A 23,406-nucleotide genomic window follows, 5' to 3' on the forward strand; every position below is an offset into this window, starting at 1 on the left:
CTTATGAGATCATCGCCAAAGGTAATGAAATGGGTACGGCGCGTCGTTTCCTGCCGTCCATGTCGCTGCTGCGGGCCTTCGAGGCGGCGGCACGGCATCAAAGCTTCACGGCCGCTGCCGCGGAGCTGAACCTGACACAGGGAGCGGTGAGCCGGCAGATACGGGTGCTGGAGGAGCTTCTCGGCTCCGATCTCTTTCTCAGGGAGCGCCAGACCGTTCGCCTCACCGCAGCCGGCGAGACCTATGCCCGCGAGATCAGGGAAGCGCTCAAACGGATTTCCAGCGCCACCCTGAGCTTTCGCGCGAACCCACGGGGCGGCACCCTCAATCTGGCCATTCTGCCGACCTTCGGAACCCGGTGGCTCGCGCCTCGCCTTCCCCGTTTCCTGAGCCATAACCCCGGCATCACGATCAACCTGACCACGCGCCTCGCGCCCTTCGACTTCAACCTCGAACAGGCCGACGCCGCGATCCATTTCGGCGGCCCCGACTGGCCGGGCGCCGAGCTCGAACTGCTCATGAGCGAAACGGTCGTGCCCGCCTGCAGCCGCCTGCTCCAGGAGCAATACGGGTTCGAGAAACCGGGCGATCTGCTGAAAGCGCCTCTCCTGCACCTCGTTTCGCGGCCCGATGCCTGGGAGCGCTGGTTCGAGGTCAACGGCGCCCTGCCGGAGCCTCTTCAGGGCATGCTGTTCGACCAGTTTGCAACAGCCGCCCAAGCAGCCATCTCAGGCCTCGGCATCGCCCTCCTGCCGGAATTCCTCATCCAGGACGAGCTGCGGCGCGGCGATCTCGTGAGGGCTCTCGACCTGCCGATGCAAAGCACGGAACAATACTATCTGGCATGGCCCTCGAACCGTTCATCGTACTGGCCGCTGACGGTCTTCCGACACTGGATCGTTCAGGAGATGCAGGCGTTCGCCCCAAGCACCCGCGACGCGCCCGAGCGTCCATGACGGCACGGACTCCGGTGGGTGTTCTTGCGCTGCAGCGGCAGGCCGGCACACAAGCCACGCTTGGGCAGCAACGCAGCGGCGTGCGTTTCCGGTGTTCAGATGCAACTGGTTTTTGGGTATGTTCCGACCCTGCTCATGGTCGAGCCGAGTGCTTCGAACCTTTGGCGCTCCCTAGGGGACTCGAACCCCTGTTTTCGCCGTGAGAGGGCGACGTCCTAGACCGCTAGACGAAGGGAGCTAGCAAGGTGGAGGCCGCTCGTATAACCAGCCTTCTGAATCCCTTCAAGCCCTTTTGCTGAAAAAAGCGAACGGCCCCGGTTTTAAATGAGGATGCGGTGAACGACGCGACGAGACAGGAATGGATCCTGGAAGACGGCATGGCGGCCGAGCGGCTGGACCGCGTGCTGGCGAAACTTCAAAGCGACCTGTCGCGGAGCAGGCTTCAGGCGCTCATCCGCGACGGCCAGGTGGCCGTCGACGGGGTGCCGGCGCTCGACCCGAACCGCAAGGTCGGCGGCGGCGCGCATGTGGCCCTCATGGTCCCGCCTCCGGTTCCGGCGGAGCCGGAGGGCGAGGCGATTGCGCTCACCATCGTGTACGAGGACGACGACGTCATCGTGATCGACAAGCCCGCCGGCCTCGTGGTCCATCCGGCGGCCGGCCACGAATCCGGCACCCTGGTGAACGCGCTCATCGCCCATTGCGGGGAGAGCCTGTCGGGCATCGGCGGCGTGAAGCGCCCTGGCATCGTGCACCGTCTCGACAAGGACACGTCGGGCCTGCTGGTGGTGGCCAAGAACGACCTCGCCCATCAGGCCCTGTCGGCGCAGTTCGCCGACCATGGGCGCACCGGCCCGCTGGAGCGGGCTTATCTGGCGTTCGTCTGGGGTGTGCCCGACCGAAAGCGCGGAACGGTCGAGGCGGCGCTCGCCCGCAGCACCCACAACCGCGAGAAGATCGTGGTCGTCTCCGACGAGCGCGGCCGCTATGCCATCACCCATTACGAGGTTCTCGAAAACCTGCCCGCCGCCGCCCCCATGGCGAGCCTGGTCCGGTGCGAGCTGGAAACAGGACGCACCCACCAGATCCGGGTTCACATGGCCCATCTCGGGCACCCCCTCTTAGGCGACCCGGCCTATGGTTCGGGCTTCAAGACCAAGGCGAATCGCCTCTCGGAGCAATCGAGAACTGCGCTGGGCGCGCTGAACCGGCAGGCCCTGCATGCGGCGATCCTGGGCTTCGAGCACCCGCGGAGCGGAGAATTCCTGCGCTTCGAGAGCCCCCTGCCCTCCGACATGGAGGCGCTTCTTCAGGCCCTGCGCGCCGCGATTTAGCGTCAATCCGTCGCAAAATTCAGCCACGCTGGCACCCTTGCGCCCGCCAAGCGTTCACCACGTCTTGAAGCCCGACGCCTCTATTCGGACAAGGTTGAACCGAGTATACAGAGAAGCACGGCGGCCGGCCATCGAGGGGGCCGTCACAGGCTTGCCTCGTGGAATGAGGGAGCCAAAGGAGGATAGGATATGGCTACAGCGCTTCCAGTGCTTGCCAATGAAGGAGGCCTTTCGCGCTATCTCGACGAGATCCGTCGCTTCCCCATGCTCGAGCCCCATGAGGAATACATGCTCGCCAAACGCTGGCGCGAGCATGGAGATCGCGAAGCCGCTCACAAGCTTGTCACATCCCACCTGCGCCTGGTCGCCAAGATCGCCATGGGCTATCGCGGCTACGGCCTGCCGATCGGCGAGGTGGTGTCGGAAGGCAATGTCGGCCTGATGCAGGCCGTCAAGCGCTTCGAGCCCGACAAGGGCTTCCGCCTCGCCACCTATGCCATGTGGTGGATCAAGGCGGCGATCCAGGAATACATCCTGCGGTCCTGGTCCCTCGTGAAGATGGGCACCACCGCAAACCAGAAGAAGCTGTTCTTCAACCTGCGCAAGGCCAAGGGCCGGATCTCCGCGTTCGAGGAAGGCGATCTTCGCCCGGATCAGGTGAAGCAGATCGCCACCCAGCTCGGCGTGACCGAACAGGACGTGGTGGACATGAACCGCCGGCTCGGCGGCGATGCCTCCCTCAACGCGCCCCTGCGCGACGAGGGCGAGGGCGGCGGCGAGTGGCAGGACTGGCTCGTCGATGCCGGCCAGAGCCAGGAGCAGATGCTGGTCGAGGAGGAGGAAGGCCAGAACCGGCTGACCGCCCTGCGCAACGCCCTCTCCGTGCTCAACCCGCGCGAGCGCCGGATCTTCGAGGCGCGCCGCCTCTCGGACGACCCGATCACCCTGGAGGAGCTCTCCTCCGAGTTCGGCGTCTCCCGCGAGCGCGTCCGCCAGATCGAGGTGCGGGCCTTCGAGAAGATCCAGGAGGCGGTCAAGAAGAACCTGACCCAGATCGAGGCCTCCTCGGCCGACGCCTGAGCCCGGCCGAAGTCCCATGAAAAAAGCCGCGCATCAGGCGCGGCTTTTTTTGTTGCCCGATGCCGGCCGACCCTATTGCCACTGGCTGAAGGCGTCGTTCAGGATCTGCTCGCCGGAGCCGCCCTTCTCGAAGCTCAAGATGGCGCGCTGGCCCGACGCCATCCTGACCGGCAGGTCGATCCAGTTGCGGCGCACGAACAGCTGGGTGTTGCGCGCAATATCGACCTGCAGGTTGGACAGGCCGATCAGGAAGAGGTTTTCGCGCACCGGCACCGGCAGCCCGGCAACCGGGGTGCCGCGGGCGGCCTCCTCGCTCTTGAACTGCAGGAGCCCCACATCCCGGATCACGCGGCTGATGTCGCCCTCGCGGGTCGTGAAGGTGAGCTCGACCGTATGGGAGGCCGGAAGCGTCGTGTCGAGGTTGCGCCGCAGCAGGAGGCGCATCGTCAGCCCGGCATCGGGGATCTCGACCTGGGCGCTGACGGCCCGCTCCAGGGGCTGCCCCTGGCCCGGATTGACGTCCTCGAGGCGCCAGGTCACGCGTCCGACCTGGGCCTTCGGGGCCTGGGGATTCGTGGGATCCTCCTCGTAGAAGACCGCGCGCTGGGCGACGCCAACCTCCTGACGGGGAGGCTGCGGCTGGCCCGCAGCCGCAGCCGGCGGCGCCTGGCCGCCGACCCGCTCGTTAATCTTGCTCTCGTCCGCGGGAGCCTGCGCCGGCGCCTCGGCCACGGGGGTCTCCGGCGGCAGATCCTCGGGCCTGTCCCGCCACAGGAAGGCGAAGGCCGCGATCGCCGCGATCACAAGGGCGAGGATCGAACCGAAGATGACGGTGCGCGTGCGCCCCCTGCTCTGCATGGCCGGATGGGGGCGGCTGTCGATCTTGGGCCTGGCAACGGCAGGTTCCGCAGGGGCGGCCCCTGCCTGATCGTCCCCTGGGCCGACCTGAGGAGCCGGAGCCCGCAGGCCATGGGCCGGAGCGGCGCTCCGAAGCCCGTCGGAAGAGCCGTGAGCCGGCCGGTCGCCGGTCAGCTCGCCCGAGAAGGCATCGGGATCGAAGCCGGCCGGAGGCGCCGCGTAATCGGCCTCGACCCTGTCGATGGCCTGGTCGAGGGACCGGCTCTCCTGCTGGATCTCCGCCTCCGACAGGGGCGGATTGAGGGAGCGCAGCTGGGAGATCAGGGCCGTTCGTGCGCGCTCGTAAACGGAGCGCCGCAGGTCGGGCGTCTGGTCGGGCAAGCCTTCGACGGCTCTTGCGATGAGGGGGTAATAATCTGCCATTTCTGTTGGGAATGACCCGGTGAGGCTCCGCCGTCAACCCTCAAAGGGGTTCTTCATGAGGATTGTATCGTCACGCTCCGGCGAGGTGGAGAGCACGGCCACCGGCGCTCCGATCAGCTCCTCGATCCGGCGCACGTATTTGATTGCCTGCGCCGGCAGGTCCGCCCAGGAGCGGGCGCCTGCGGTCGACCCGCTCCAGCCTTCGAAATCCTCATAGATCGGCTCGACGCGCGCCTGCGCGCCCTGGCTGGCCGGGAAGTAGTCGATGGTCTCGCCGTCGAGCCTGTAACCGACGCCGATCCGGATCGTCTCGAAGCCGTCGAGGATGTCGAGCTTGGTGAGGGCGATGCCGTCGATGCCGGAGGTGCGCACCGTCTGGCGCACCAGCGTGGCGTCGAACCAGCCGCAGCGGCGCTTGCGGCCCGTGACCACGCCGAACTCCTTGCCCTTCTGGCCGATCAGCTCGCCGGTCTCGTCGAAGAGCTCCGTCGGGAACGGCCCCTCGCCCACGCGGGTGGTGTAGGCCTTGGCGATGCCGAGCACGTAGCCCACGGCGCCAGGGCCCAGCCCGGAGCCGGTCGCCGCCTGCCCCGCCACCGTGTTGGAGGAGGTGACGAACGGATAGGTGCCGTGGTCCACATCGAGCAGCGCGCCTTGCGCACCCTCGAACAGGATGCGCCGGCCGGCCCGGCGCTGCTCGTCGAGCAGGCGCCACACGGCGTCCATGTAGGGCAGGACCTTGGGGGCGACCGAGGCCAGCTCCTCGTAGATCGCCTCGGGCTTGAACTCGTCGAGGCCGAAGCCGCGGCGAAGCGCATTGTGATGGGTCAGCAGCCGGTCGATCTTCTCGGGCAGCGAGCCGAGATCGGCGAGGTCCATGAGGCGGATGGCGCGGCGGCCCGCCTTGTCCTCGTAGGCCGGGCCGATGCCGCGCTTGGTGGTGCCGATCTTCGTGCCGGCGCTGCCGCTTTCGCGCAGGGCGTCGAGCTCCCGGTGGATGGAGAGAATCAGCGTGGCGTTCTCGGCCACGCGCAGGTTCTCGCGGGTGATCGACACCCCCTGCTCCCCTAAGCGCTCCACCTCGGAGGCCAGCGCATGCGGGTCGAGCACGACGCCGTTGCCGATGACGGAGAGCTTGTTCGGGCGCACGACGCCGGAGGGCAGGAGCGACAGCTTGTAGACCTTGTCGCCGATCACGAGGGTATGGCCGGCATTGTGCCCGCCCTGGAACCGCACGACCACGTCCGCCTGCTCGGACAGCCAGTCGACGATCTTGCCCTTGCCTTCGTCGCCCCACTGGGCGCCCACGACAACCACGTTCGCCATCGCTTAAAGCCTCACATAAAAAAACCCCGGCGCAAGGCCAGGGTTGGGTAAAAACCTTGCAAACCCTCATGGTGGATCATGCGCCACAGGTCAAGATCGAATGAGCCTTGTCCCATGCATCCTATGCAATCCGAAAGGCGGGAATGTGTTGTCCTGGCCCCGGCGCAAGGGGAGAACGGCCGGGGCCTTCGGGCCCGGAGCTTCGGGCTCAGGCCTTGAGGCTGATCGAGGGCGGCGCGGCCCGTTGGCCTGTGGTGACCGGCAGGAGCCGGGCACGCCTGGTGTCATCGCCGCGCAGGCGGGGATCCGGAACCAGGATGGTCGCAGGAGATGGCGGCGCGCCCAGCTCTTGTTCTGCGCCGTTAGCGGCTATGGATCCCCTTCCCTCGCTGACGCTCGCCGGGGATGACAGCGGAGCGTTGACCGTGTGGCGCTCCGCTCAGTGTCATTCCCGGCCGGAGCGCAGCGCAGCGGAAGGGAATCCATAGCACCATGCTTGGGAGTGGATCCCCTTCCCGACCTTTCGGCCGCCTGGGATGACAGCCCCTGTGCCATCCAGGACGGCAAGGCCGATCCAGGATCGTTAAACGAGGAGAGCGCGGGTTCCCCCTCCCCCTTGTGGGAAGGGCCAGGGTGCCGGCGCCTCACCGTCATAGGCTGTCGCTCACACCCCCTCCTCCCCACAAGGGGGGAGGAGGGCTCCAGCGGCCCTAGGCGCAGCGCCCTTCTCTTCCGTCGCCGACCGGTTCCGAAAGCGAACGACGCCACAGAAATCGGGTGTCGCGCTGCTCCGGGAGCGCTACGATGGTGCACAAGAAGGATCACCGCCATGCTCGATACCTTGCGCGACATCACCATCGAACCCGACGCCATCGCGGTGCCGGACGAGCCCCATTCCGACTACGAGCGGGTGCGCCGGATTATCGCCTTCATCTCGCAGCGCTGGCGCGAGCAGCCCTCGCTCGAGGCGATCGCCGACCATGTGGGCCTGTCCACCACCCATGTGCACCACCTCTTCCGGCGCTGGGCGGGGCTGTCGCCTAAGGCCTTCCTGCAGGCGATCACGCTGGACAACGCCAAGGCCCTGCTGGCCTCTTCAGCCAGCGTGCTCGATGCCACCTACGAGGTCGGCCTCTCGGGGCCCGCCCGCCTGCACGATCTCTTCGTCACCCACGAGGCCATGACGCCGGGGGACTACAAGGCGGGCGGCGCAGGGCTCACCATGCGCTTCGGCTTCCACCCCTCGCCCTTCGGCGAGGCAATCCTGGTCGCCACCGACCGGGGCCTTGCCGGCCTCGGCTTCGTGGACGACGGCGACCGGCAGGCGGCACTGGCCGACATGACCCGCCGCTGGCCCAAGGCCGAATATGTGGAGGACGAGGCCGCCACGGCGCCGCTCGCCCGGCGCGTGTTCAACCCGGCCCAGTGGCAGGAGGAGCAGCCGCTCCGGGTGGTGCTCATCGGCACGGATTTCGAGGTGCGGGTCTGGCAGACCCTGCTGCGCATCCCCCGCGACCGCGCCACCACCTATTCCGACATCGCCCGCCACATCGGCAATCCCGCAGCCTGCCGGGCCGTGGGCGCGGCGGTGGGCAAGAACCCGGTCTCCTTCGTGGTCCCCTGCCACCGAGTGCTCGGCCGCTCCGGAGCGCTCACCGGCTACCATTGGGGGCTGACGCGCAAGCAGGCGATTTTGGGGTGGGAGGCGGGGCAGGGCTTGGAGGCGGAAAAGGCTTAAGATTCTATTCAATTCAGTCCTTGGAATCGTAACTATTCAATGTAGAGGAGATGGCGCACAAGGCTGCCCACCTAACCTAAGAGCATTGAATAAACAGTCCGTCGTAGTATTGTTGCTTCCCATGGCGACTGCTCACATGATCCATGGCTATCTTGGTGCGGGAAAGACAACCTTCGCTCGCCGGCTTGAGCGTGACCTTCCAGCAATCCGGTTCACTCACGATGAGTGGATGGTCCGTCTCTATGGGTCAGACCCTCCCATTGAGTACTTCCCTGAATTCTACCGGCGCGTCTCAGAGCAGATCGAGGCAGTCTGGCCGCGTTGCCTTGAACTCGGAATGGATGCGGTTTTGGATTTCGGCTTTTGGTCACGTCGTCAGCGCGACAAGACCCGGGAACTAGTCGCCGAAATTGGGGCGCAGGTGCGTCTTTATAATCTTGCCTGCCCTGACGATCGGGCATGGGAGCGTATTGAGAGACGCAATACGGACCTCAATGGGGGCCTATTCATCGCCAGGAATACGTTTGAGGTTCTTAAAGCACGCTTCGAACCGCTTGAGAACGATGAGGTCCGTGTAGAGGTTTGCCTATGATTGGCCATACAAGAGGATCACACAACAGTATTGATGGGCAAACGAACCGCTTGAGAAGCCACAAGCACCGTCATGGCCAAACTTGTTCCGGCCATCCCGGTGCTTAAGCACTGGGATAAGCAAGACGTGACATCCCGGATTGCCTCGACAATGACGAGAGAGGAGCAGTCCGGACTTGGCTCTTTCCCTTATTGCAGGAATGCAACAGCCCCCGATTCCGGCCTGTTCCGGCAAAACAACCCCTCACCTTCGTCTTGCACCCCCGAAAACCCCTTCTTATATCGTGGCCAGCACAGGGCACGGCTCGGGTAGAGGCGGTCCTGTCCTACTAAATCAGTCATTCAACGTATCAGCCATGGGCCGAGCTGCTTTTAGGGCTCGGCGGTCTGCTTGAAAGTGAGGGATCCCGCCATGGGTAAGGTCATCGGTATCGACCTCGGCACCACCAACTCCTGCGTCGCAGTCATGGAAGGCTCGACGCCCAAGGTCATCGAGAATTCAGAGGGCACCCGGACGACGCCGTCCATCGTGGCCTTCACGGACGAAGGCGAGCGCCTCGTCGGCCAGCCGGCCAAGCGCCAGGCGGTCACGAACCCGGAGCGCACGTTCTTCGCCATCAAGCGCCTGATCGGCCGCACCTTCGACGACCCCATGACCAAGAAGGACATGGGCCTCGTCCCCTACCATATCGTGAAGGGCGGCAATAACGACGCCTGGGTCGAGGCGGACGGCAAGCAGATGTCGCCCTCGCAGATCTCCGCCTTCACCCTTCAGAAGATGAAGGAGACGGCCGAGTCCTATCTCGGGCAGCCGGTGACGCAGGCCGTCATCACGGTTCCGGCCTACTTCAACGACGCCCAGCGTCAGGCCACCAAGGATGCGGGCAAGATCGCCGGCCTCGAGGTGCTGCGCATCATCAACGAGCCGACCGCTGCCGCCCTCGCCTACGGCCTGGACAAGAAGCAGACCGGCATGATCGCGGTCTATGACCTCGGCGGCGGCACCTTCGACGTGTCCGTGCTCGAGATCGGCGACGGCGTGTTCGAGGTGAAGTCCACCAACGGCGACACCTTCCTGGGCGGCGAGGACTTCGACAACCGGATCGTCGAGTATCTGGCGGCCGAGTTCAAGAAGGAGCAGGGCATCGACCTGACCAAGGACAAGCTCGCCCTCCAGCGCCTGAAGGAAGCAGCCGAGAAGGCCAAGATCGAGCTCTCCTCCGCGGCACAGACCGAGATCAACCTGCCCTACATCACGGCGGATGCCTCCGGTCCGAAGCACCTCGCCCTCAAGCTCTCGCGCGCCAAGTACGAGCAGCTGGTGGACGACCTGGTGCAGAAGACCATCGAGCCCTGCCGCAAGGCGCTGAAGGACGCCGGCATCTCGCCGGGCGACATCGACGAGGTGGTTCTGGTCGGCGGCATGACCCGCATGCCCAAGATCCAGGAAGTGGTGAAGCAGTTCTTCGGCAAGGAGCCCCACAAGGGCGTCAACCCGGATGAGGTCGTGGCCATCGGTGCTGCGATCCAGGCCGGCGTTCTCCAGGGCGACGTGAAGGACGTGCTGCTTCTCGACGTGACCCCGCTGTCGCTGGGCATCGAGACGCTGGGCGGCGTGTTCACCCGCCTGATCGACCGCAACACCACGATCCCGACCAAGAAGAGCCAGGTGTTCTCCACTGCGGAAGACAACCAGAACGCGGTCACCATCCGGGTCTTCCAGGGCGAGCGCGAAATGGCGGCGGACAACAAGCTGCTCGGCCAGTTCGACCTCGTGGGCATTCCCCCGGCCCCGCGCGGCGTGCCGCAGATCGAGGTGACCTTCGACATCGACGCGAACGGCATCGTGAACGTCACGGCGAAGGACAAGGCGACGGCCAAGGAGCACCAGATCCGCATCCAGGCCTCGGGCGGTCTGTCGGACGCCGACATCGAGAAGATGGTGAAGGACGCCGAGGCTCACGCCGAGGAAGACAAGAAGCGCCGCGAGCTCGTCGAGGCCCGCAACCAGGGCGAGAGCCTGATCCACGCCACCGAGAAGTCTGTTGCCGAGCATGGCGACAAGGTCTCGGAGGCCGACAAGCAGGGCATCACGACCGCCATCGACGCGCTGCGTCAGGCGCTCGCGGCCGAGGACGTCGAGGTCATCAAGGCCCGCACCACGGACCTGATGCAAGCTTCCATGAAGCTCGGCGAAGCCATGTACGCGGCGGCTCAGGCCGGCGGTGAAGGCGGCGAGCAGCCGGAAGGCGGCGACGAAGCCCAGAAGGACGACGTCATCGACGCCGACTTCCAGGAAGTCGACGAAGGCGACAAGAAAAAGCGCGCCTGAACCATGAGCGCTCTTTAGAGAATTCGGCACCCGGTTTCATGACCGGGTGCCGTTTTCGTGAAATGAGCTTGAAACACCAATGACCGATCAACCGACCGCCTTTCGCGATGCTCCGGCAAGGACTTTCGGAGTCCTTCCCTGTGCAGCGCATGCGTGGCGGACGATGACCATGATGACGGAGCGTTCGATCGCTCCGAGGGGCGCCTGACATGTCCAAGCGCGATTACTACGAGGTTCTCGGCGTCGCCAAGACCGCCACGGAAGCGGAGATGAAGTCCGCCTTCCGTAAGCTTGCGATGCAGTATCACCCGGACCGCAATCCGGGGGATCAGGAGGCCGAGGTCAAGTTCAAGGAAATCAACGAGGCCTACCAGACCCTCTCCGACGGCCAGAAGCGCGCGGCCTACGACCGCTACGGGCACGCGGCCTTCGCCAATGGCGGGCCCGGGGGCGGAGCGGGCTTCAACGGCGACTTCTCCGACTTCATGTCGGACATCTTCGAGAACTTCTTCGGCGATGCCACCGGACGGGGCGGTGCGGGACGGGGCCGAGGCGGCGGTGGGCGCGAGCGCGGCGCGGACATGCGCTACAACCTCGAGATCTCCCTCGACGAGGCCTTCCACGGCAAGACGGCCGAGCTGAAGATTCCCACCTCCATCACCTGCGAGGTCTGCTCGGGATCGGGCGCGAAGCCGGGCTCCAAGCCCAAGGCCTGCCCCACCTGCGGCGGCGCGGGCCGGGTGCGGGCGACGCAAGGGTTCTTCTCCATCGAACGCACCTGCCCCAACTGCCACGGGCGCGGCGAGGTGATCGACGATCCGTGCGGCAATTGCGGCGGCGCGGGCCGCGTCACCCGCGAGCGCACGCTCTCGGTGAACATTCCGGCGGGCGTCGAGGACGGCACGCGCATTCGCCTGGCCGGCGAAGGCGAGGCGGGCATGCGCGGCGGGCCTGCGGGCGATCTCTACATCTTCCTCTCGCTCAAAGCCCACCCGTTCTTCCAGCGCGACGGGGCGGACCTGTTCTGCCGCGTGCCGATCTCCATGGTGACGGCAGCGCTCGGCGGCGAGTTCAGCGTGCCGACCTTGAGCGGCACGGAAGCGCTCGTGAAGGTGCCCGAGGGCACGCAGACCGGCAAGCAGTTCCGCCTGAAGGGCAAGGGCATGCCGGTGCTGCGCTCCCGCGACGTGGGCGACCTCTACATTCAGGTTGTTGTGGAAACCCCGCAGAAGCTCACCAAGCGCCAGCGCGAGCTCCTGATGGAGTTCGACCAGGAGTGCTCCAAGGAGAACCATCCGGAAAGCTCGGGATTTTTCTCGCGATTCCGCGAGTTTCTCGACGGTCTGGGTGGATCAACTTAACTTGACGGTCGTTTAACCGGCGCACCGTGCGGACCCGGAGGGCCGCGTCAGCGAAAAGTGGATCCGGCTTTCCGCTCTAGACGATGCGCCGGTTAAGTGAGAAGCATCCGGTCGATCCCGAAAGTGGCCTCCCCTTTTGGGATCGGTGCTCTAGGGTTCTAAACAGCCAACGTGATCCGCACGATCGAGGGGACAGCTTAGTGCTTCAGTCGTTTCAACGGCCTACGGCCCGGAAATTCCCCGTCGGCAAGGATCGCTTCAAGGATGAAGCCCGCTTCCTGCGCTCCTGGCTCGAACGGCCGCTCATGGTCGGAGCGGTCACGCCCTCCGGCAAGGTGCTGGCCAGAACCATGGCGTCCTACGTGGACCCGCGCATCCCCGGCCCCGTGATCGAGCTCGGTCCCGGCACGGGCCCGGTGACCGACGCCCTGATCCGGCGCGGCGTGGCCCAGGAGCGGCTGGTGCTCATCGAGTACAGCCCCGAATTCTGCCAGCTCCTGAAGCGCCGCTTTCCCAAGGCGACGATCATCCAGGGCGATGCCTACGACCTGCAGGAAACGCTCTCCGACATCCTGAAGGAGCCTGCCGCCGCCATCGTGTCGAGCCTGCCGCTCTTCACCAAGCCGATGGACCAGCGCCTGGCTCTCCTGGAGACCGCGCAAGGCATGTCGCATCCCGGCGCGCCCTTCATCCAGTTCACCTATGCGGTGGTGCCGCCGATACCGGCGCGCTCGAAGGACTACAAGGCCCGCGCCTCCAACCGCATCTGGCGCAACCTGCCCCCGGCCCGCGTCTGGGTCTACAACAAGGCCAACACCCCATGAGCGCAGCGATGTCCCTTTCGACGAATCCCGTTTCCGAAGGCGACATCCGCGACAGGCTCATCATCGGTCTCGATGTTCCGTCCGTCGAGGAGGCCCGTGCGCTCGTCGGACGCATCGGCGAGGCCGGCACCTTCTACAAGATCGGCTACCAGCTGGCTTACGCGGGCGGCTTCGAGCTGGCCCGCGAGCTGATCGACCAGGGCAAGAAGGTCTTCCTCGACCTCAAGCTCCACGACATCGGCAACACGGTGGAGGAAGGCGCGCGCTCGGTGGCACGGCTCGGCGCCACGTTCCTCACCGTTCACGCCTATCCGCAGACCATGCGCGCGGCTGTCGCCGGCAAAGCGGGATCTTCCTTGAAGATCCTTGCCGTGACGGTGCTCACCTCCTACGACGACAACGATCTCATCGAGGCGGGCTACGCCCCCACCACAGCCGCCGACCTCGTCGCGCGCCGCGCCGGACAGGCGCGCGATCTCGGCGTCGACGGCATCGTCTGCGCTGCGACGGAGGCGGAGCGCGTGCGCGGCATCGTCGGCCCGGACCGCCTCATCGTGACGCCCGGCATCCGCCCGGCAGGGTCCGATGCGGGCGACCAGAAGCGCATCGTCACCCCATCCGAGGGCATCCGGCTCGGCGCCAACCACCTCGTGGTGGCCCGGCCCATCGTGAGGGCCGCGGACCCCAAGGCCGCTGCGGAAGCGATCGTACGGGAAATCTCCCAAACGCCGGCTTGACGCTGGGGCTCCTCTGGCGTTCGCTGCGTCACGCCAAATCATAGAGGAGCGCCCCATGCCCAAAGGCTATGTCATCGCCCGCGTGACCGTCACCAATCCCGAGGCCTACGCGGAATACGCCAAGGGCGCGACCGAGGCGATCCGCCAGTATGGCGGCCGCCCGCTGGTGCGCGGCGGCGCCTATGAGGCGCTCGAGGGCGAGGCGCGGGCCCGCAACGTGGTGATCGAGTTCGACTCGGTGGAGCAGGCGAGAACCTATTATCACTCCCCCGAATACCAGGCGGCCAAGGCCAAGCGCGACGGAGCCTGCGTGGCCGAGTTCGTGCTCGTGGAAGGAGCCTGAGGCCATGGCAAAAGGATATTGGATCGGCCGCGTCGACGTCTCGAACCCCGACGCCTACAAGAACTACATCACGGCAAACGCCGTCCCGTTCGCCAAGTTCGGTGCCCGCTTCCTGGTGCGCGGCGGCGCGTACCGGGTGGCGGAAGGCGAGGCGCGGGACCGCAACGTGGTAATCGAGTTCGCGACCTACGAGGCGGCGCTGGCCTGCTGGGACTCGCCCGAATACCAGGCAGCGAAGGCCGAGCGCGACGGGCACGCGGTGGCCGACATCATCATCATCGAAGGCTACGAGGGCCCGCAGCCGGGTTGAGAACAGGCGTCATCCTCGGGCAGTACGCAGGATCGGAAAGGGGATCCACACACTCGGCATGTGGATTCCCTTCCCCTCCGCTGCGCTGCGGCCGGGAATGACACCGAAGGTGGCGCCCCTGTCATCCCCGGCGGTCCGCAGGACCGGGAAGGGGATCCAATCACACGCCGAGCACAATGAATCCCTTCCGTTGACGCGTCCTTCCGGGAATGCCGCTGCAGCGTGATCGGCACGGCGCTTCTCAGCCGCACCTCAAGCCGCTATACCCTGACCAACGCAACAGGAGAGCGGGCATGAGCGAGATGCGACTCGTCGTGGTGGGTGCGGCCGGACGCATGGGGCGCATGCTCATCAAGGCCGTGGCCGAGACCGGGGGCTGCCGTCTCGTCGGCGCCATCGGGCGGGAGGGCTCCACCGCGCTCGGGCAGGATGCCGGGGTTCTGGCCGGAACGGGTCCGCTGGGCGTGTCTGTCACGGACGATCCCCTGCCGGTCTTCGCCCAGGCCGATGGCGTGCTCGACTTCACATCCCCTGCCGCAACCGTCTCGTTCGCGGCGCTCGCGGCGCAAGCCCGCATCGTCCATGTGGTCGGCACCACCGGCCTGCAGGAGGCTGATTTCACTAAGCTCGAGGCGGCCGCGCGCCATGCCCGCATCGTCCAGTCCGGCAACATGTCGCTCGGCGTCAACCTGCTCGCCGGCCTCGTGCGCAAGGCGGCGGCGACGTTGGGCGAGGACTTCGACATCGAGGTTCTTGAAATGCACCACCGCATGAAGGTGGATGCGCCCTCGGGCACCGCCCTGCTCCTCGGCGAGGCGGCGGCGGAGGGCCGAAAGATATCGCTCAAGGAGCGTTCCGTACGCAGCCGCGACGGGCATACCGGCGCACGCCATCCTGGCGATATCGGCTTTGCGACCTTGCGCGGCGGCACGGTGGTGGGCGAGCATTCGGTGATCTTCGCCGGCGCCGGCGAGCGCCTGGAGCTGTCGCACCGGGCCGAGGACCGAGGCCTCTTCGCCCGCGGCGCGGTGAAAGCCGCCCTGTGGGGCTTCGACAAGAAGCCGGGTTATTACACCATGGCCAATGTTCTTGGCCTCGATCGGCTCTAAAACACGCCAACGACACCCTTTTACCGGAGACGCCCAGACATGAACCGCCTTCTCGTCCTTGCACGCCACGGCCAGAGCGAATGGAACCTCAAGAACCTCTTCACGGGCTGGAGGGATCCGGGGCTCACCGATCTGGGCATCGAGGAGGCGCGCAACGCCGGTCGCCGTCTCAAGGAAATGGGCGTCGAGTTCGACATCGCCTTCACGTCGGATCTTTCGCGGGCGCAGCGCACCTGCAAGCTGATCCTGGAGGAGATCGGCCAGCCGGATCTCAGGACTATCGCCAACCAGGCCCTGAACGAGCGCGATTACGGCGATCTCGCGGGCCTGAACAAGGATGACGCCCGCGCCCGCTGGGGCGAGGAGCAGGTGCATGTGTGGCGCCGCTCCTACGACGTGCCCCCTCCCGGCGGCGAAAGCCTGAAGGACACGGTGGCCCGGGTGCTGCCCTACTACATCCGCGAGATCCTGCCCCGCGTCATGCGCGGCGAGCGCGTGCTGGTGGCAGCCCACGGCAATTCGCTGCGCGCCCTCGTGATGGTGCTCGACGGCCTGACCTCGGACACGATCCCGAGCCTCGAGCTCGCGACCGGCATCCCGCTGGTCTACACGCTCAACGAGGACACGACGGTGGCCGACAAGAAGGTGCTGGAGGCGTAAGGAAATACCTCTCTCATCCCAGGGCCGCGCAGCGGAGCCCGGGATCCATAACCACTGAGGGTGCAGAAAGAGACGCGACGCTAATCGCTCTATCTTGAGACATCGTGGCCATGGATCCCCGCGGCGGGGATGACAGGGGAATGCGTTAATAGCCATGTCGTCCATCACCCTCAGCCCCGGCCTCGTCTACTACCCCGACTATTTGGATCGCCCGGCGCAGGAGCGGCTGCTCCAGTCCCTGCGCGAGATCACCAAGGCCGCGCCTCTCTTCACGCCGCGCATGCCGCGCACGGGAAAACCATTTTCCGTGCGCATGACGGGGTGCGGGCGGCTGGGCTGGGTGTCGGACAAGGCTGGCTACCGCTACCAGCCCACGCACCCGGAAACCGGCGCGCCCTGGCCGGCCATGCCGGATCAGGTGCTGCGCGCCTGGGAGAGCTTGGGCGCATACCCGTATCCGCCCGATGCCTGCCTGGTGAACTTCTACGAACCCGCAGCCCGCATGGGGATGCACCAGGACAAGGACGAGGAGGCGTTCGACGCGCCCGTGGTCTCCCTGTCCCTGGGCGACACGGCGCTCTTTCGCTATGGCGGGCTGGAGCGCACGGACCCCACCCGCTCGGTCAGGCTCCGCTCCGGTGACGCGATCGTGTTCGGCGGCCCGGCGCGGCTGATCTATCATGGCGTCGACCGGCTCATGCCGGGAAGCTCGGATCTGCTGCCGCAGGGCGGGCGCCTCAATCTCACCTTGCGCAAGGTAACGACGCCGCTTTAAGCCTAAAGCCACAAGATTACCTGGAGGGGCATCCATGAAAGGTTTCGCAGCCGCTGCCTTAAGCTTCATCCTGTCCTTTGCCGCCTACGCGGCCGAGCCGGTGTTTCCGCCCGCCTCGCGCATCGGGATCGTGCCGCCGAAGGACATGACGGTCTCGAAACGCTTCAGCGGCTTCGAGAGCGAGGAGAAGGCGGCCGCCATCAACCTGGTGGAGATGCCGGCCGAAGCCTATGACCCCCTGGTCAAAGGCTTCACGAAGGATGCCCTGAAACGCCAGGGCCTGAACGAGACCTCGCGGGAAAACCTGAAGCTCGGCGAGAAGTCAGGCGTGCTCATCGGCGGCACCATGACCGGGCCCGTGCAGGGCCGCAAATGGGTGATGGCCGTCAAGGACCGGGACATTACCGCCCTGGTCATCGCGCAGGTGCGCGGCGGGCAGGACGGCTACACGGAAGCGCAGATCCGCGATGCCCTGAAGAGCGTCTCCCTGCGGGCTCCGGTGGCGATCGAGGAGCAGATCTCAGCCCTGCCCTTTCGGCTCGGCGAGAAGGCGGGCTTTCGTCCGGTGCGGGTGATGTCGGGCAACTCGGTGCTGTTCACCGACGGGCCGCTGGATACGATCAAGGGGGTGGAGCAGCCCATCATCATCATGGCCGCGTCCCTCAATGTGCCGCCGCCGGGCGCTGAGCAGCGCAACCAGTTCGCCCGCGCGGCCCTCAACTCCAACCAGATCCTCAAGGACATCAAGATCGAGCGCTCAGAGACCTTCCGCTTCAGGGGCCAGGACTGGCACGAGATCGTCGCCAAGGCGACGGAAGCGGACTCGGGCCAGCCGGTCATCGTGATGCAGACGATCCGGTTCGACAACGACCGCTATGTGCGGATGGTCGGCCTCACCCGGGTCGAGCAGCGGGATCAGAACCTGCGCCGCTTCCGGTCCGTGATCGACGGGGTGGAGATGAATCCTTAGAGCATCAGGCCCAAAAGTGGATTTGCACTTTTGGGGTTCCATTCGATGCTCATCCTTGAACGAGCGCATTGTGCGGACCGGGAGGCCGCACAATGCGCTAGTCTCGGGCGGGAAACGCCGGCAGGGACCAGCCGCGCAGGATCGCGAGAGCGCGCAGGGCGAATGCCGCCGTAAAGCCTGTGGCTGCGGCGATGAAGGGATCGGCGCCCAAGGCCTGCCCGGCCACCATGACCCCCGCCCCCAGGGCCGCCGCCGTGACATAGATCTCCTGCCGCAGGACGAGGGGCGTGGTGCCTGCGAAGATATCGCGAATGATGCCGCCGAAGGTGGCCGTGATGGTGCCGAGCGCGATGGCAGAGAGCGCCGGCACGCCGGCATTCAGCGCCTTGGCCGTTCCCGAGATGGCGAAGAGGGCAAGGCCCAGGGCATCGGCCCAGAGGAGAAGGCGGCCCTGTCGCCCGCCTTCGATCACCGCCACGCGCCTGGGGCCCAGCGCAAAGACCAGTTCCGCCACGATGAGGCAGACCAGCACGTCGCTCGGATCGCCGACCCAGAACACGGGCCGCGCGCCGATGAGCAGGTCCCGCACCGTGCCGCCGCCGACGCCGGTGAGCGTGGCGAGCAGGGCAAAGCCGAACGGGTCCATGCCCTTGCGGGCCGCCATCAGGGCGCCTGACAGCGCGAAGACGGCGACGCCGATGATCTCGAAGGAGATGTTTTGCAGGAAAGTCACGTCTGGCCTTCGTAAGCCGGCGACACCACGGGTTTTCCTCCCCGCCCATCTCGGGCCTGCCCAGGATGGGCTTTCTCTCGCACAAGTCGGGAACACCCGGCTTGTGGCGGGGAGAGATTGAGGGCGGGTGTCGTGCGACCGGGTGAGAGTTCGGACAGGTCAGGCATTGTAGCGACGCTGCGCATCTCTCACCAGAGGCCGAATTCGACTTTACGCCCCACCTCTGCCCCTCCCCGCAAAGGGGAGGGAAAGACGTGGAGCTAGGATCTTACGAAGCAGCCGACGAGTTGTCCGCCGTCTCGGCGCCGTTGGCGGCGGCCTTCGGGCCGCCCTTGGACACGCCCACCATGGCCGGGCGCAACACGCGCTCGCCGATCACGTAGCCGGACTGGACCACCTGCAGGACCGTGCCGTTCGGCACCTCGGCGTTGGGGATCTCGAACATGGCCTGATGCACGTTCGGGTCGAACTTCTGGCCCTGGGGTTCGAGCTTCTTCACTCCGTGACGCTCAAGGGTCTTGAGCAGGTCGCGCTCGGTGAGGTCGATCCCGTCGATCAGGCCCTTGAAGGCGCCCTCGGCGGTGTTGCGGGCATCCTCGGGCACGCTCTCGATGGCGCGGCGGACGTTGTCGGCCACGTTGAGCATGTCGCGGGCGAAGTTCGCCACCGCGTAGGTGCGGGCGTCCGCCACCTCGCGCTCCGTGCGGCGGCGCAGGTTTTCCATGTCGGCCATGAGGCGCAGGAGCTTGTCCTTCAGGTCGGCCTTTTCGGCCTCGAGAACGGCAATCGGATCGGCCTCGGGCGCGAAACCGGCTTGGTTGCCGGCCTCAACGGCGGCCTCGGCCTGCGGGGTCGTGTTCTGGTTGTCCGTGTCGTTCGGATTCATGATCGATCAACTAAAGGTGGGAACAGAAGGGTTCGGGGCACATATCAGGTCGTTGGCGTCACAAATCAAGCGCTACGGCGCTGGTGGGCTTGCGTATCCTCCCCCTTGAACACGTCGAGAAGGGCGCGGCGGACGGTGGATTGGCGTCCCGCATGGGTGACCTTCGTGCCGGTGAGGTCGGTCACGTAGAACACGTCCACGGCCTTTTCGCCGAAGGTGACGATATGGGCGGAGGCAATGTTGAGGTTGAGCTTTCCCAGAGCCGTGGTGAGATCGTAGAGCAGGCCCGGCCGGTCGAGCCCGGACACCTCGATCACGGTCTGGCGGCTCGACAGGGAATTGTCGATGGTCACCTCCGGCGGCACGTGGAACGCCTTCGAGCGCTCCTTGGCCGGACGCTTGCCGTCCACCAGATCGGCGATCCTCACCTCCCCCTTGAGCGCGCGTTCGATGGCCTTGGCGACCCGCTCGGCCCGGCGCAGTTCGTCCTCGTCCCGGTCGAAGGCGCGGGAGAGCACGATGGTGTCGAGCGCCATGCCGTCCGTGGTGGTGAAGATCTGCGCGTCCACGATGTTGCCGCCCGCCGCCGCGCAGGCGCCGGTCACGATGGCGAGCAGCCGCGGATGATCCGGCGACAGGACGGTGAGCTCGGTGACCCCGCGGAACTGGTCCGTCTCGTAGGCCGTGGTGACCGTGCGCCCGGCCTTGTCGGATTCCTGCAGGAACCGGGCCTGCTTGGCGCGCCGGGTCTCGTCGGTCTTGAGCCAATAGGCCGGCATGTGGCGGGCCGCATAGGCCTCGAACTCGGCCTCGGACCAGTCGGGCAGCTCGGCGCGCAGCTGCTCCTGCGCCAGGCGCACCCGCTCCGAGCGGGCCAGATCCACCGCGCCGCCGCCAAGGATCACCTCGGTTTCCTGATAGAGATTGCGCAGGAGCTGGCCCTTCCAGCCGGTCCAGGTACCGGGGCCGACCGCCCTGATGTCGGCCACCGTGAGCACCAGCAGGAGCTTCAAACGCTCCATGGTCTGCACCACCTCGGCAAAGCTCTTGATGGTGGCGGGGTCCGACAGATCGCGGCTCTGGGCCGTGTTCGACATCAGGAGGTGATGCTGGATCAGCCAGGCCACCGTGTCGGTCTCCGCATCGGTGAGGCCGAAGCGCGGCCCGAGCTTGCGGGCGATGACGGCGCCGGCCTCCGAGTGATCCTCCGGCCGGCCCTTGGCGATATCGTGCAGGAAGACGGCCACGTAGAGGGCGCGGCGGTTGCGGATGGAGGGGAAGATCCTGTTGACCAGGGGATGCTCATGGCCGAACTGGCCCGTCTCGATTTCGGTGAGCACGCCCACCGAGCGGATGAGGTGCTCGTCCACCGTGTAATGGTGGTACATGTTGAACTGCATCATCGCGACGATGCGGCCGAAATCCGGCACGAAGCGCCCGAGCACGCCGGCCTCGTTCATGTGCCGCAGCACGATCTCGGGCGCGTTCCTGGACGTGATGATGTCGAGAAACAGCCCGTTGGCTTCGGGGTCGTTGCGCAGGCTCTGGCCGATCAGCTTGAGCGAACGGGTGGCGAGCCGCGTGGCGTCCGGATGGATGGCGAGGTTGTGCCGGTCGGCGAGCCAGAACAGGCGGATCAGGTTCACCGGATCGCGCTCGAAGGCCTCCTCGCAGGCGACGTTGATGCGGTTGTTGTCGATGGTGAAGTCCTCCCCCACCAGGGCCCCGCCGCGCCGGCGCCGGAAGCGGCCGAACATGCGGTCGAGCATGGGGCGGCGCTTCGTCTGGCGGGCCTCGAGCTCGGAGCAGACGATGGCGGTGAGGTCGCCCACATCCTTGGCGATCAGGAAGTAGGCCTTCATGAAGCGCTCGACCGACGACAATCCGCCCCGGGCGGCAAAGCCCAGGCGCTCGGCGAGCGCGCGCTGCAGATCGAAGGTGAGGCGCTCCTCGGCGCGGCCCGTTTCGAAGTGCAGATGGCAGCGCACGCGCCACAGGAACTCCTCGCAGCGCGCAAAGAGATCCAGCTCCTCCCTGGTGAAGAGGCCTGCCTTCACCAGCTCCTCGGGCTCCCGCACCCGGTAGACGTATTTGGCGATCCAGAAGAGCGTGTTGAGGTCGCGCAGGCCCCCCTTGCCGTCCTTGACGTTCGGCTCGACGAGATAGCGGGACGCGCCCGCCTTGGCGACGCGGGCGTCGCGCTCTTTCAGCTTGGCGTCGACGAACTCGGGCGCCGAGGTGGCGACGATCTCCAGATCGAAGCGCTTCGTCAGGTTGTCGAAGAGCTCCCGGTCTCCGAACAGGAAGCGGGCTTCGAGGAGGGAGGTGCGGATCGTCATGTCCGCCTTGGACTCGCGCAGGCAATCCTCCACGGAGCGGGTCGCGTGCCCGACCTTCAGCTTCAGGTCCCACAGCACGTAGAGCATCGCCTCGACCACGCTCTCGCTCCAGGCGGTCTGCTTGTAGGGCAACAGGAAGAGCAGGTCGACATCCGAGCCCGGCGCCAGGGCGCCACGCCCGTAGCCGCCGGTCGCCACCACCGCAAGCCGCTCGCCCGAGGACGGGTTGTCCGCCGGGTAAAGATGCAGGACCACGGCATCGTGGACGATGCGCACCAGCCGGTCCATCGCCTCGCAGAGATCGCGGGCGCAGGCGAGGCCGTTCTGGCTTTCCCGAAGCCTGCCTTCAGCCTCGCTCCTGCCTTGGTCGAGATAGGCCTTCAGCTGGGGCACGAGCCGGGCCCGCAGCTCCGCCGGGTCCCCGATGGGCTGGGACCCAAGGCTTTGAAGGAGGCTCTCAGGGGTATGTAGGGGCATGGAACAACCGTAGTTGACGTTCCGTCTGGCTTATCACCTGACAATGCCTTCGCCCAAGGGCGAGGTGGCATTATCCGCCAAAACGGATATCATGTTCTTTATAAGAGATAGCGTTTGACATAAGAAACGATCAGTTCCATATAAAGGACACGCGCCGATTTGAGCATGCAGCTTGCGGGCGCGAAACAAGTGCAGCTAAAGCGCCGGGCGCCTCGACGAAGCTCCCATGCGCGACGACATGGGATTGAAGACAATGAGCCTGACCCGCCGCCTTCTCCTCGCCGCCTCCCTCGCCACGGGCCTTGCCTCCCTCGCCACTGCCGCCACGGCGCAGCCGAAGGAGATCCGCATCGATTTCGCCACCTACAACCCGGTCAGCCTCGTCCTGAAGGACAAGGGCTTCCTTGAGAAGGAACTGGAGAAGGACGGCATCAAGGTCCGCTGGGTGCAGTCGCTCGGCTCCAACAAGGCGCTCGAATTCCTCAATGCCGGCTCGATCGACTTCGGCTCCACCGCCGGCGCCGCCGCCCTGATCGGCAAGATCAACGGCAATCCGATCAAGTCGATCTACGTTTATTCCCGTCCCGAATGGACCGCCCTCGTCACCCGCAAGGACACGGGCATCAGTAAGGTCGAGGACCTGAAGGGCAAGCGCGTGGCCGTGACCCGCGGCACCGACCCGCACATCTTCCTCGTGCGCGCCCTGCAGGACGCCAAGCTCACCGAGAAGGACGTGAAGCTCGTTCTGCTCCAGCATCCGGACGGCCGCACCGCGCTCGAACGCGGCGACGTGGATGCCTGGGCCGGCCTCGATCCGCTCATGGCCGCCGCCGAGGTGGAAAGCGGCGCAGCCCTGTTCCATCGCAACGCCGCCGCCAACACCTGGGGCGTTCTGAACGTTTCGGAGGCCTTCGCCAAGGACAACCCGGCCCTCGTGGGGCGCGTGCTCAAGGCCTATGAGGAAGCCCGCAAGTACTCGCTCGCCAACAAGGACGAGCTGAAGAAGACGCTCGTCACCTACACCAAGCTGTCCGACGCGGTGATTGAGCGTCAGCTCGAGCGCACGGAGCTGACCCATTCGGCCATCGGCCAGCCTCAGGTCGACACGATCCTCGCCGCGGGCCAGGCCCTGCAGCAGGCCGGCGTGATCGCCCCTGAAACGGATGTGCGCGCGGCCGTCGACTCGCTGATCGACCGGCGCTTCGCCACCGCATCCAAGTAATGACTTCATCGCGGGAGAGCGC

21 protein-coding genes and 1 tRNA gene are annotated in these 23,406 nt (G+C 66.1%); 16 read left to right on the forward strand and 6 right to left on the reverse strand.

The annotated features are described in order from the left end of the window. The first annotated feature begins 29 nt into the window (after positions 1 to 29). Positions 30 to 956, forward strand: coding sequence for a LysR family transcriptional regulator (locus JKG68_RS07920; protein ID WP_202057797.1), 927 nt, complete (start codon positions 30 to 32; stop codon positions 954 to 956). 162 nt (positions 957 to 1,118) lie between these two features. On the opposite strand, the gene JKG68_RS07925 is transcribed toward JKG68_RS07920, so the two are convergent. Next, a tRNA-Glu gene (locus tag JKG68_RS07925) sits at positions 1,119 to 1,194 on the reverse strand. 139 nt (positions 1,195 to 1,333) lie between these two features. Between JKG68_RS07925 and JKG68_RS07930 the strand changes: the two genes are divergently transcribed. Next, the gene (locus tag JKG68_RS07930) at positions 1,334 to 2,290 is read left to right on the forward strand and encodes an RluA family pseudouridine synthase (protein WP_202057886.1); all 957 of its coding nucleotides are present in this window, start codon (positions 1,334 to 1,336) and stop codon (positions 2,288 to 2,290) included. A gap of 189 nt (positions 2,291 to 2,479) precedes the next feature. Further along, positions 2,480 to 3,370, forward strand: a complete 891-nt coding sequence (gene rpoH, locus JKG68_RS07935) for an RNA polymerase sigma factor RpoH (protein WP_202057799.1) — start codon at positions 2,480 to 2,482, stop codon at positions 3,368 to 3,370. A 72-nt stretch (positions 3,371 to 3,442) separates the two neighbouring features. Here rpoH and JKG68_RS07940 read toward each other — a convergent pair whose 3' ends face one another. Continuing rightward, the gene (locus JKG68_RS07940) at positions 3,443 to 4,651 is read right to left on the reverse strand and encodes a histidine kinase (RefSeq protein ID WP_202057801.1); all 1,209 of its coding nucleotides are present in this window, start codon (positions 4,649 to 4,651) and stop codon (positions 3,443 to 3,445) included. A 33-nt stretch (positions 4,652 to 4,684) separates the two neighbouring features. Continuing rightward, positions 4,685 to 5,977: an adenylosuccinate synthase gene (locus tag JKG68_RS07945; RefSeq protein ID WP_202057804.1), complete on the reverse strand. Its 1,293-nt coding sequence runs from the start codon at positions 5,975 to 5,977 to the stop codon at positions 4,685 to 4,687. An 829-nt stretch (positions 5,978 to 6,806) separates the two neighbouring features. Here JKG68_RS07945 and JKG68_RS07950 point away from each other — a divergent pair. The 12 genes from JKG68_RS07950 to JKG68_RS08005 all read left to right on the forward strand — a co-directional run bounded on the left by JKG68_RS07950 (position 6,807) and on the right by JKG68_RS08005 (position 17,727). After that, on the forward strand, positions 6,807 to 7,715 hold the full coding sequence (locus JKG68_RS07950) for a methylated-DNA--[protein]-cysteine S-methyltransferase (RefSeq protein WP_202057805.1): 909 nt from the start codon (positions 6,807 to 6,809) through the stop codon (positions 7,713 to 7,715). Positions 7,716 to 7,851: 136 nt separating this feature from the next. Beyond that, the gene (locus JKG68_RS07955) at positions 7,852 to 8,307 is read left to right on the forward strand and encodes a P-loop nucleotide/nucleoside kinase family protein (RefSeq protein WP_202057806.1); all 456 of its coding nucleotides are present in this window, start codon (positions 7,852 to 7,854) and stop codon (positions 8,305 to 8,307) included. Between the two features lie 411 nt (positions 8,308 to 8,718). Beyond that, entirely contained in the window at positions 8,719 to 10,638 is a 1,920-nt protein-coding gene (dnaK, locus tag JKG68_RS07960; RefSeq protein WP_202057810.1) for a molecular chaperone DnaK, read from the forward strand. 209 nt (positions 10,639 to 10,847) lie between these two features. Then, positions 10,848 to 11,999 carry a molecular chaperone DnaJ gene (gene dnaJ, locus JKG68_RS07965; RefSeq protein ID WP_202057812.1) on the forward strand — a complete coding sequence of 384 codons (1,152 nt, stop codon included), beginning with the start codon at positions 10,848 to 10,850 and terminating at the stop codon, positions 11,997 to 11,999. Between the two features lie 200 nt (positions 12,000 to 12,199). Then, a complete protein-coding gene (locus JKG68_RS07970; protein ID WP_312890747.1) occupies positions 12,200 to 12,823 on the forward strand; it encodes a class I SAM-dependent methyltransferase in 624 nt (207 codons plus the stop codon). Positions 12,824 to 12,831: 8 nt separating this feature from the next. Next, positions 12,832 to 13,560, forward strand: coding sequence for an orotidine-5'-phosphate decarboxylase (gene pyrF / locus JKG68_RS07975; RefSeq protein ID WP_246515199.1), 729 nt, complete (start codon positions 12,832 to 12,834; stop codon positions 13,558 to 13,560). Between the two features lie 55 nt (positions 13,561 to 13,615). Then, positions 13,616 to 13,903, forward strand: a complete 288-nt coding sequence (locus tag JKG68_RS07980) for a DUF1330 domain-containing protein (protein ID WP_202057820.1) — start codon at positions 13,616 to 13,618, stop codon at positions 13,901 to 13,903. Between the two features lie 4 nt (positions 13,904 to 13,907). Continuing rightward, complete coding sequence (locus JKG68_RS07985; protein ID WP_202057822.1) at positions 13,908 to 14,213, forward strand: DUF1330 domain-containing protein; 306 nt, start codon at positions 13,908 to 13,910, stop codon at positions 14,211 to 14,213. Positions 14,214 to 14,515: 302 nt separating this feature from the next. Beyond that, positions 14,516 to 15,322, forward strand: coding sequence for a 4-hydroxy-tetrahydrodipicolinate reductase (gene dapB, locus JKG68_RS07990; protein ID WP_202057888.1), 807 nt, complete (start codon positions 14,516 to 14,518; stop codon positions 15,320 to 15,322). 39 nt (positions 15,323 to 15,361) lie between these two features. Continuing rightward, positions 15,362 to 15,982, forward strand: a complete 621-nt coding sequence (locus JKG68_RS07995) for a 2,3-bisphosphoglycerate-dependent phosphoglycerate mutase (RefSeq protein ID WP_202057824.1) — start codon at positions 15,362 to 15,364, stop codon at positions 15,980 to 15,982. Positions 15,983 to 16,136: 154 nt separating this feature from the next. After that, on the forward strand, positions 16,137 to 16,757 hold the full coding sequence (locus tag JKG68_RS08000; protein ID WP_202057827.1) for an alpha-ketoglutarate-dependent dioxygenase AlkB family protein: 621 nt from the start codon (positions 16,137 to 16,139) through the stop codon (positions 16,755 to 16,757). Between the two features lie 34 nt (positions 16,758 to 16,791). Further along, positions 16,792 to 17,727, forward strand: coding sequence for a hypothetical protein (locus tag JKG68_RS08005; protein WP_202057830.1), 936 nt, complete (start codon positions 16,792 to 16,794; stop codon positions 17,725 to 17,727). A gap of 97 nt (positions 17,728 to 17,824) precedes the next feature. On the opposite strand, the gene JKG68_RS08010 is transcribed toward JKG68_RS08005, so the two are convergent. The 3 genes from JKG68_RS08010 to JKG68_RS08020 form a co-directional block, all read right to left on the reverse strand. Beyond that, positions 17,825 to 18,460: a trimeric intracellular cation channel family protein gene (locus JKG68_RS08010; protein ID WP_312890750.1), complete on the reverse strand. Its 636-nt coding sequence runs from the start codon at positions 18,458 to 18,460 to the stop codon at positions 17,825 to 17,827. 268 nt (positions 18,461 to 18,728) lie between these two features. Continuing rightward, positions 18,729 to 19,346 carry a nucleotide exchange factor GrpE gene (gene grpE / locus JKG68_RS08015; protein ID WP_202057832.1) on the reverse strand — a complete coding sequence of 206 codons (618 nt, stop codon included), beginning with the start codon at positions 19,344 to 19,346 and terminating at the stop codon, positions 18,729 to 18,731. Between the two features lie 65 nt (positions 19,347 to 19,411). Then, positions 19,412 to 22,162 carry a [protein-PII] uridylyltransferase gene (locus JKG68_RS08020; protein WP_202057839.1) on the reverse strand — a complete coding sequence of 917 codons (2,751 nt, stop codon included), beginning with the start codon at positions 22,160 to 22,162 and terminating at the stop codon, positions 19,412 to 19,414. Between the two features lie 253 nt (positions 22,163 to 22,415). On the opposite strand from JKG68_RS08020, the gene JKG68_RS08025 reads away from it, so the two are divergent. After that, the gene (locus tag JKG68_RS08025; RefSeq protein ID WP_202057896.1) at positions 22,416 to 23,384 is read left to right on the forward strand and encodes an aliphatic sulfonate ABC transporter substrate-binding protein; all 969 of its coding nucleotides are present in this window, start codon (positions 22,416 to 22,418) and stop codon (positions 23,382 to 23,384) included. The last annotated feature ends 22 nt before the right edge of the window (positions 23,385 to 23,406 follow it).

Origin of the sequence: Microvirga aerilata (assembly GCF_016743775.1) — a bacterium.
GTDB lineage: Bacteria > Pseudomonadota > Alphaproteobacteria > Rhizobiales > Beijerinckiaceae > Microvirga > Microvirga aerilata.